The organism is Bifidobacterium cuniculi, assembly GCF_000741575.1.
GTDB classification, from domain to species: domain Bacteria; phylum Actinomycetota; class Actinomycetes; order Actinomycetales; family Bifidobacteriaceae; genus Bifidobacterium; species Bifidobacterium cuniculi.
Genome location: NZ_JGYV01000032.1, coordinates 1 through 8,059, shown reverse-complemented (window position 1 = coordinate 8,059; position 8,059 = coordinate 1). Strand labels below are relative to the sequence as shown.

The 8,059-nt window shown below is 63.9% G+C and carries 8 protein-coding genes and 2 rRNA genes; 1 reads left to right on the top strand and 9 read right to left on the bottom strand.

Annotated elements, in window-relative coordinates:
* Positions 1-129: 129 nt before the first annotated feature.
* From BCUN_RS10625 to BCUN_RS10590, 7 genes are all read right to left on the bottom strand, one after another.
* Positions 130-1,065, bottom strand: coding sequence for a hypothetical protein (locus BCUN_RS10625; protein WP_152598200.1), 936 nt, complete (start codon positions 1,063-1,065; stop codon positions 130-132).
* A 229-nt stretch (positions 1,066-1,294) separates the two neighbouring features.
* Positions 1,295-2,269 (bottom strand): ribokinase, encoded by a 975-nt coding sequence (locus BCUN_RS10615; protein ID WP_033517917.1) that lies wholly within the window; start codon positions 2,267-2,269, stop codon positions 1,295-1,297.
* A 147-nt stretch (positions 2,270-2,416) separates the two neighbouring features.
* Positions 2,417-3,883: an MFS transporter gene (locus BCUN_RS10610; RefSeq protein WP_033517915.1), complete on the bottom strand. Its 1,467-nt coding sequence runs from the start codon at positions 3,881-3,883 to the stop codon at positions 2,417-2,419.
* Positions 3,884-4,074: 191 nt separating this feature from the next.
* Complete coding sequence (locus BCUN_RS10605; protein ID WP_033517921.1) at positions 4,075-5,028, bottom strand: nucleoside hydrolase; 954 nt, start codon at positions 5,026-5,028, stop codon at positions 4,075-4,077.
* A 142-nt stretch (positions 5,029-5,170) separates the two neighbouring features.
* A complete protein-coding gene (locus BCUN_RS10600) occupies positions 5,171-6,229 on the bottom strand; it encodes a LacI family DNA-binding transcriptional regulator (protein WP_033517914.1) in 1,059 nt (352 codons plus the stop codon).
* Positions 6,230-6,378: 149 nt separating this feature from the next.
* Positions 6,379-6,594, bottom strand: coding sequence for a hypothetical protein (locus BCUN_RS10595; RefSeq protein WP_152598199.1), 216 nt, complete (start codon positions 6,592-6,594; stop codon positions 6,379-6,381).
* Entirely contained in the window at positions 6,573-7,070 is a 498-nt protein-coding gene (locus BCUN_RS10590; protein ID WP_156100162.1) for a hypothetical protein, read from the bottom strand. Before BCUN_RS10590 ends, BCUN_RS10595 begins: the two co-directional genes overlap by 22 nt.
* A gap of 3 nt (positions 7,071-7,073) precedes the next feature.
* On the opposite strand from BCUN_RS10590, the gene BCUN_RS12840 reads away from it, so the two are divergent.
* Positions 7,074-7,289, top strand: a complete 216-nt coding sequence (locus tag BCUN_RS12840; protein WP_156100161.1) for a hypothetical protein — start codon at positions 7,074-7,076, stop codon at positions 7,287-7,289.
* Between the two features lie 315 nt (positions 7,290-7,604).
* On the opposite strand, the gene rrf is transcribed toward BCUN_RS12840, so the two are convergent.
* Positions 7,605-7,721 (bottom strand): 5S ribosomal RNA (rrf, locus tag BCUN_RS10585).
* Positions 7,722-7,931: 210 nt separating this feature from the next.
* Positions 7,932-8,059 (bottom strand): 23S ribosomal RNA (locus BCUN_RS10580); the annotation flags it as partial.

Sequence of the window (8,059 nt, the reverse complement as noted above, 5' to 3'; positions counted from 1 at the left end):
TTGAAGAACTCTTGGTTCTTCAAGCCGGTGCCCGCTTTAATTCGCGTTTCGCCTCGACTGGGTGCCCGCTTTAAGTGAGGAAACGTCCCTGTCCGGGTGCCCGCTTTACCACCGAAAAAGACATTCCAATCAAGCCGCCAACCACGGTCGATCGTACGACAGCTCCGGGTACTTCGCCAGCTCCAGCAGCGGCATCGGATCGGACAACAGCACTTGCTCGCCACTCCTGCGCTCCACGGCATCCGCAACTCGCCGCGCAAACGCTTGTTCCGACTCCACCGAACCAAGATCTGTGCCGCGCACGCGAATGACCAGCCATCCCTCCTCTTCGATCATCATCTGCCGCAACTCATCGTCAAGCTGCTGGCCCAGATGGAATACACCATCGTATTCGATGGCTATCTTCAGCAATGGAAAAGACATGTCCAAGTAGACGACGCGGCCATTCGGCAACAGAACCCGATAGTTCACGACGGGGCGCCCCAGCCCATATTGCATGAGAACAAGGCCCACGCGGCTCTCCTGCGGAGAATCGGTATTGTCCCTCACCAGCGGGAAGAGCTTGCGCAGCGTCTTGCTCCCCCGAAAGGCGCGTCTGTTCCTTCGCTCCGTGCAATCGTCGAGCATGTCGAAGTACATCAGGAATTCATCGATGCTTGATCTGCGAAGCGCTGGGTCACGACGCAACATGCTTTCCGCCAGGACGATGAGCTCACGTGGCGATAATCGTTGTGCCATGGTGACGACCGTGCAAGGGCCATGGGTGAAGGAAAGTCCGTGCTCGTCGACTGCGAGCAGCAACGGCATGTCCCATTCGCAGAAATTGACGCCTTGGACATGTGACCTGTGGTTTCTATCCGTGACCACGAGATCAAAATCCCGGACGAAGACGCCTTCCCTACGCGATGGGTGCATGTAGGGAGCGGCAACTTCTTCCAATTTGAGGGCCGAGCGCAGCGCGAACGGCGCGATGATTCCGGTACGTGCTTGCAGTGCCAGGCACTCATGTGCGAATGTTTCATGCTCGCCGTGGAGCGCTTCAAGCAATAATGAAGGTTTTGACATGCTTGCACAGTAGCGAATCGTTCGTTTTCGCGCATCCCGGCCTACGAAAAATGTGGAAATGTGGATAACTGGCATCTCTATGCACAGATATACACAGAAGCGGGCACCGGGACCGGCGCTATACGGCCGATCCCGGTGCCCGCTTTAAGTGAGGAAATCATCCTCAACCCGGTGCCCGCTTTAATGTCGAAAAAGACGTTAAGAAGGTGCCCGCTTTAAGTGAGGAACGTTACTCCTCGAACATCGCCTTGATCTGGGCGGGGGTGCCGTAGCTGGCCTGGGCGCCGCGGCCGGTGGCGGCGTAGGCGGAAACGTAGCTGGCCAGGCGAGCGGCTTTCTGCAGGGACTGTCCGGAGGCCAGGGCCGCCAGGATCGTGCCCATGAAGGAGTCGCCGCAGCCGGTGGTGTCGAGCGCCTTCACATGCACCGGGTCGATCCTCGTCACGCGCTGCGAGCAGGTCGCGTCGAGCACCATCGAGCCGTCGCCGCCGAGCGTCACCACGCTCTGCCGGAAGCCCATCGCGGCCAGCCGGTTCACGGCATCGTCCCAGTCGAAGGCGTCCCAGTCGTCGGGTTCCTCCACGCCGAGCAGCTGGGTCATCTCGACCTCGTTGACCAGCAGGATGTCCGCATGGTCGATCAGTTCCTGCGGCAGCTGTGCACGGAACGGCGAGTTGTTGAGCAGCACGGTCACGCCGGCGTCATGGCACAGCCGCGCGCACTGCGTCACCGTTTCGATCGGGCTCTCCAGGCACAGGCCCAGCACGCTGGCGCTCGTCAGTTCCTCGCTCTTCGAGAGCGCGTATTCTACGTCGACCTGCGCGTTCGACCCTGCCGAGTACACGATCGTGTTCTCGCCGGCGTCGTCCACGGTGATCACCGTCAGGCCGCTCGGGCCATCCACCCGCTTGATCTGGCTGACGTCGACGCCGGCCGCATTGAGGTGGTTGAGCAGGAACACGGCATTGGCGTCGGAGCCGACGGCACCGAACATGCGCACCTGGGCGCCGAGCAGCGCGGCGGCGGCGGCCTGGTTGCCGCTCTTGCCGCCGGGCAGCAGCTCCAGCGGACCGCCTGTGACGGTCTCGCCCGGTTCGGGCAGCCGCGGCGTGGTGATGGTGTAGTCGACGTTCATCGACCCGACGACCGCGACCGTGCCGTGCAGGCGGTCCAGCGCCCGCAGATCCTCCTGTACCTTTGCCATGATGACCACTCCTTGACTCTTGACGACTCTCTTGACGACTGTTGGCGCCCAGGGACCGGTGAGGGCCGCCCGCACCGTAGGGCGGTCCTCACCGACAGATGTTCGCGTGCGCGGCCTGCCTGGGCGCAGCCGCGCACGACCGTGGCGTCACTGGAGCGCCGCGCCGACCTCGTCCGGGCCGGGCTCGTGTTCCTCGGCGGCCGTCTCGCCCGCATACACCTTGCGGCGGATGAGCAGGAAGACGATGACGCCGACGAGCAGCACCGCGCCGCCGATCAGCAGCAGGTTGGAGAAGCCACCGGCGACGCCGGTGGTGCCAACGAAGCTGGAGCCGTTGAGCGAGCCGGCGCTCATCAGCGTACCGAAGACGGCGATGCCGATGGAAGCGGTGACGTTCATTACCAGGTCGTTCATGCCGATGCCGCGGCCGGACTGGTCAACGGGCAGCGTGCCGAGCACCGTCGCCGTCAGCGGCGAGTACAGCAGGCCGACGCCGGCGTAGAAGACGCACGCCCACAGCGTGAGGATCAGGAAGGACGTGTTGATGCAGCAGGCGGCGCCGACGAAGCCGCAGGTCATGAGCAGGCCGGCGATGATGATCGCGGGCACCTGGCCGATCTTGCCGACGATGGCACCGGAGCTGGTGCCGACGATGGTCGCCACGACGAAGGCCCACACGATGTACGCGGAGACCTGGCCGGTGTCCATGCCGTAGACCTGGGCGCCGATGTTGTTGTAGATCGGGGAGATGCAGTAGTTCACGAAGTAGAACAGCGCGATGAGGCTGATGGCCAGCAGCCAGCGGGTGTTCTTGAAAAAGGCCGGCGTGATGAAGGGCTCCCTGGCCTTGGCGATGTACACGCCGAAGCAGACGAACAGCACGATGGCGACCACGAGCAGCCACCACTGGCTGATGTAGCTGAAGTAGACGGTCAGGAAGGCGACGGCCACGCCGAAGATGCCAAAGCCAAGCCAGTCGATCTTCGCGCCGGTGCCGGCGGCGGAGGGCAGCAGCTTCATCAGGAAGGGCAGGAACACGATGGTCACGGCCGGGATGAGGAAGAGGTACTGCCAGGCGATGGAGCTCAGCAGGCCGGCGGCGAAGACGCCGATGGCGGCGGAGAACTGGTAGCCGGCGGTGAACAGGCCGAAGAAGATGACCTTGAGGTTGTCACGCAGGTACTTCGTGGCGATGACCAGGTAGACGGAGCCGGCCACCTGGGCGCCGGCCGTCTGGATCATGCGGCCGATGATGACGTTCCACAGGTTCGCGTCGAAGAAGAAGTTCGTGACGAAGCCGTAGGCGGAGCCGACGAAGAGCATGACCAAGCCGAAGATGGTCAGCTTCTTGATCGACACGAAGTCGGACAGCGAGCCGTAGATGAACGCGACGATGCCGAGCACGATGCCCGGGATGGCGGTGATCAGCGACGCCTGTTCGGGGGCGCCTACGGACTGGCCGATCTGGTCGAAGACGAGATTGAATCCCTGCACGCACAGCGTGCCCAGGATGAAGGTGATGAGCAGGAAGACCAGTGCCTTGACGGCTGCCTTGTTGCTGGTCTCCGGGTCGGCGTACGGATCCGCCGTTGCCTTGGTGGTTACTGCACTCATCGCGAGTGTCCTTTCCTCTGATTCCTCTGGTATCAGGTTCCGGTCGGTTCCCTGGGACCGCCCGGAGCGGCCGGTTGCCGCGCCGTGGCATGGCCGCGGCACGGCAACCGGGTACCGGCCATCGCTGCCGGTGTTCCGATGGCGTCATGGGCATCCCGGGCACGTGCCGCCGTGCCCGGTCAGGTGCCGGGTCACTTCGCCGCGGCGGCGAGGTTGGAGATGCGGGTCATGAACTCGTCGAGGAAGCGGTCCACGTCGACTTGGACGGCGGCCTCCATGGTCTTGACCGGGTCGTTGAGGCGCTGTTCGTCGCCGATGGTGCGGCCGCGGGTGGGGCCGTCCACGTCGACCTTCATGTTGATCGGCAGGCAGGTGACGAGCGTCGGATCCACGGCCACGCCCACAGCGAGCGGGTCGTGCAGGCCGCAGCCGCCGAGGTGCGGGGCGGTGGTCTCGTAGGCCTTGATGTAGAAGTCGGTGATGTCGGCGAGGGCCTTGCCGGCGGCGGTGCCGAGGTCGCGCCAACGCCGCGTCTCCTTGTAGGTGAGCAGCGTCTGGAGGGTGACGTCGAGGCCGACCATGGTGGCGGGCACGCCCGAGCGGAACACGAAGTTCGCAGCGTCCGGGTCCTGGGAGATATTCGCCTCGGTCCAGGCGTTCACGTTGCCCGGAACGGTGAGTGCGCCGCCCATGAGCACGATGCGCCCGACCTCGTCCACGATCTCCGGGGCCTTGCGGATGGCTGCGGCCACGTTGGTCTGGGGGCCGGTTGGCACGATGATGAGGTCCTTGCCGTAGGTCTTGACGGCGTCCACGATGAAGTCGACGCCGCCGTCCTGCGCATCACGGCCGGAATCCGGGATCTCCACGTCGCCGATGCCGTTCTCGCCGTGGATGAAGGCGGAGATGGGGAGGACTTCGAAGCCGTCCTTCGTGCTGGCGTGCGGCAGGCCCTTGTAGACGGGCACCTCGGGGTGGCCGAGGATGTCGGTGATGGCGAGGGCGTTGCGCACGCCCTGCTCCATGAGTACGTTGCCGTAGGTGCCAGTGATGCCGATCAGCTCGACTTCGGGGCTGCCGAGCGCATAGGCGATGGCCAGCGTGTCGTCGACGCCGGTGTCGAGGTCAAGAATGAGCTTCTTCATGTCCATACCTTCTTCGTTGAGGGATCGTGTTCCTTCCGGGGCGTGCGGCAATCATTGCCGCAAGTCGTTTGGCGTTGCTTCATCGCCAATGTCATTATGATAAAACGTTTTATCACGCGACACGTCGTGTGTTCGCTTTCAGCTATTCCTCACCCTGGCGACAGCCACGGAGCACCTTCACGGTCCCGCGGTTGATCAGCCGCGGCTCCAGCAGCTTCGTCTGCGGTTCACTCAGCCACGGCCGCGCGTCGTCGTCGCCTGCATGCTCGAGGATGCGCGCATAGAGCATCCGCCAGCTTTCGGCGGCCAGGGACTCGACGTGCTGCTCCACAGTCGTCACCTCGATCGGCATGCCGAAGCGCGCCAAGATGTTATCGTACCCGATGATGGACATGTCCTCGGGCACCCGCAGACCCAGTTCCCCCAGTCGCCGCAGCATGCCTGCGGCCATGAGGTCGTTGCAGCAGAACACGGCGGTTGCGCCGGCCTGCGCCATGGCATAGGCGGCCGCGAAACCGCTGTCGAAACGGTAGTTGCCCACGACGTCGAGGCGCGGATCCAGACTGATCCCGGCGGCGGCCAGCGTGTCGACGAACCCCTGCCGCCGACGGTTGGCGTTGCCCTCGCCGGCGATGCATCCGATGCGCGTGTGCCCGGCATCGATCAGGCACTGCGCGGCGAGCGAACCGCCGTGGCGGTTGTCGAAGCCGACGCCGTCGCACCAGCCGCCGGTGACCATGCGGTCGAGGAGCGTGACGGGGCAGGCGATGGACGCGACGTCCGCCTGCAGCTCGTCGAGCCGTCCGAAGGACTCGCGCGCGGGGATGAGGAAGACGCCGTCGACGCCACGGGCCACGATCTGCCCGATCAGCGCATGCTCTGTTTCACGTGAATCATCCGAGTTGGCGATGATGAGCGAGTAGCCCTGCTGCTGACACTCCTCCTCCAGGCAGCGGGCGAGCGAGGCGAAGAAGAGGTTCTCGATGTCCGGCACGATCAGCGTGACGAGCATGGTGTTCTTGGTGACCAGGCTGCGGGCGCTCTGGTTCGGGACGTACTTGAGACGCTCGGCGGCTTCGAAGACCAGCCGTCGCGTCTCCTCCGACAGGCGCGAATGGCGTTTGTTGAGCACCAGTGAAGCCGTGGTGACCGACACCCCCGCATCCTTGGCGACATCACGAAGCGTGACCCTGCGTGCCATGGCCGATCTCCTCCCCTACCGGTTCCGACCCACCTTCGGGCCGGCGCGTTTGACGTACATCAGTATACGTCATCCGCGCGCTAAAAGGATTTAGCCATCCGGCGTCCCCGGGAATGCCTCGTAGTTCGGTGCCTTCGGGCCGGTACGCGCTAGGCACCGGCTTCCGCGCCATGGGCACCCTTGCCGGCCACCATCTCCGGCGCCGTCTCGCCCATGCTCTCGGCAGGATCGTCGGTCTGGCCATCATACTTGGGGAACTCGAAGACCTCCTCGCCGCGCAGACGCGAACCGAGCAGCAGCATCGCCTCCTGGAGGTCGAAGATGACCGTGCACGCCAGCGCCGTCACGAAGAAGACGTGCTCCACGGCCGCGGGATGTGGAATGCGTACGCCGCCACCGCAACCGTCGTGCTGTGGTCCATGGCGAAGGACACCACGGCCAGCACGCCCACGAGCACCGTCTGTCCCAGGATGATGCCCAGGTCGCTCATGTACTGGTTCGACAGCTGTGCGCCGAGCCGCGGGTGCGGATGGCGCCTCGCGTACAGCTGCGCGACGCGCACGTGGCCGGCGGTCGTCAGCAGGAACGTGACAAAGCAGCCGACGAAGAAGGTCTGGCGGAACAGCAGCAGCGGACTCGTCACGATCAACGCGCAGATGACGACGTTCGACACGCGCAGTCGCCCCGCCCGCTTCATCAGGCGTCCCGCGAAAGTCTGTGCGAGGAACTGCGCGACGAACATGACGAGGAACATGAACAGCAGCAGCTCCAGGTGACCTTCGCCGATGAAGATGAACACGCCGAAGAGGATCACGTAGATGAGGATCTCGCTGTAGTACATGCTGTGGAACTCGAAATGCGCCTTCCGCCGCGTCATCGGCGCCACGGTGGTGCACATGACCACGACGGTCGCGGCGATGAACACGACGATGACGTCGCGCGCATTCGCGGTCTGGCGGAACAGGCGGACGAAGAACAGGAGGAACAGCAGCGAGACGATCAGCAGCAGGAAGTACGCGACATAAATGCATTCGCCGTAATGGGTCCGGCAGCAGCATGATTACGAAGAACAGTGCCACTATGACGAGCATGCCCCACTGCGAGGCATGCGGATACGGATAGTCGCCGCATTGGGTCAGCTTCGCCTTCACGGTCTTGTACAGAAGTCACCCTCGTGCAGCCGGAACATGGTGAAGAACATCATGATGGGCAGCATCGCGCTGCCTCCGACCCCGGCTTCCGTCAATATAACCATTGCGCGTTTCGCGCCGACCATTGTCGTCGCCCCGGACGCGCATGGTTCGGGGTGTTCGCGCGTGCCGGGAAAAAATAAAGGAGGGGGTGTCCCGCAACGGGACACCCCCTCGAAAGAAGAAAGCGGCAGCGTGCTACTCTCCCGCACCCTACCAGGTGCAGTACCATCGCCGTGCCAGGGCTTAGCTACCGGGTTCGGAATGGGACCGGGCGTCTCCCCTGGGCCAAGGCCACCGCAAAACCAACAAAGACCCGACACACACCCCACACACAGGGGACGCATCCCGGCAGTCTTGCACAGGAAACCAACTATACGTAGCGGTCAGGGAACCGGACAGCGGACGCGACAACAAGCCCATGACTATGCTTGCTCATCTCAGTGACCCGACGACCCATGTGCCATCCCCGCCCGCCCCGGAAATGCCCGCAGCGCCAGACAAAGCAACCAAAAGGGTCGTCTTCGGCCATTAGTACCGGTCAGCTCCACCCCTCACAGGGCTTCCACACCCGGCCTATCAACCACGTGATCCACATGGGGCCTCACCCGCCCCCGAAGGGACGGCAGGAACCGTTATC

Bases quoted from the DNA above. Each gene is read 5' to 3' on its own strand.
- BCUN_RS10625 (WP_152598200.1), bottom strand. From the start codon at position 1,065: ATGTCAAAACCTTCATTATTGCTTGAAGCGCTCCACGGCGAGCATGAA.
- BCUN_RS10615 (WP_033517917.1), bottom strand. From the start codon at position 2,269: ATGGCAAAGGTACAGGAGGATCTGCGGGCGCTGGACCGCCTGCACGGC.
- BCUN_RS10610 (WP_033517915.1), bottom strand. From the start codon at position 3,883: ATGAGTGCAGTAACCACCAAGGCAACGGCGGATCCGTACGCCGACCCG.
- BCUN_RS10605 (WP_033517921.1), bottom strand. From the start codon at position 5,028: ATGAAGAAGCTCATTCTTGACCTCGACACCGGCGTCGACGACACGCTG.
- BCUN_RS10600 (WP_033517914.1), bottom strand. From the start codon at position 6,229: ATGGCACGCAGGGTCACGCTTCGTGATGTCGCCAAGGATGCGGGGGTG.
- BCUN_RS10590 (WP_156100162.1), bottom strand. From the start codon at position 7,070: ATGTACTACAGCGAGATCCTCATCTACGTGATCCTCTTCGGCGTGTTC.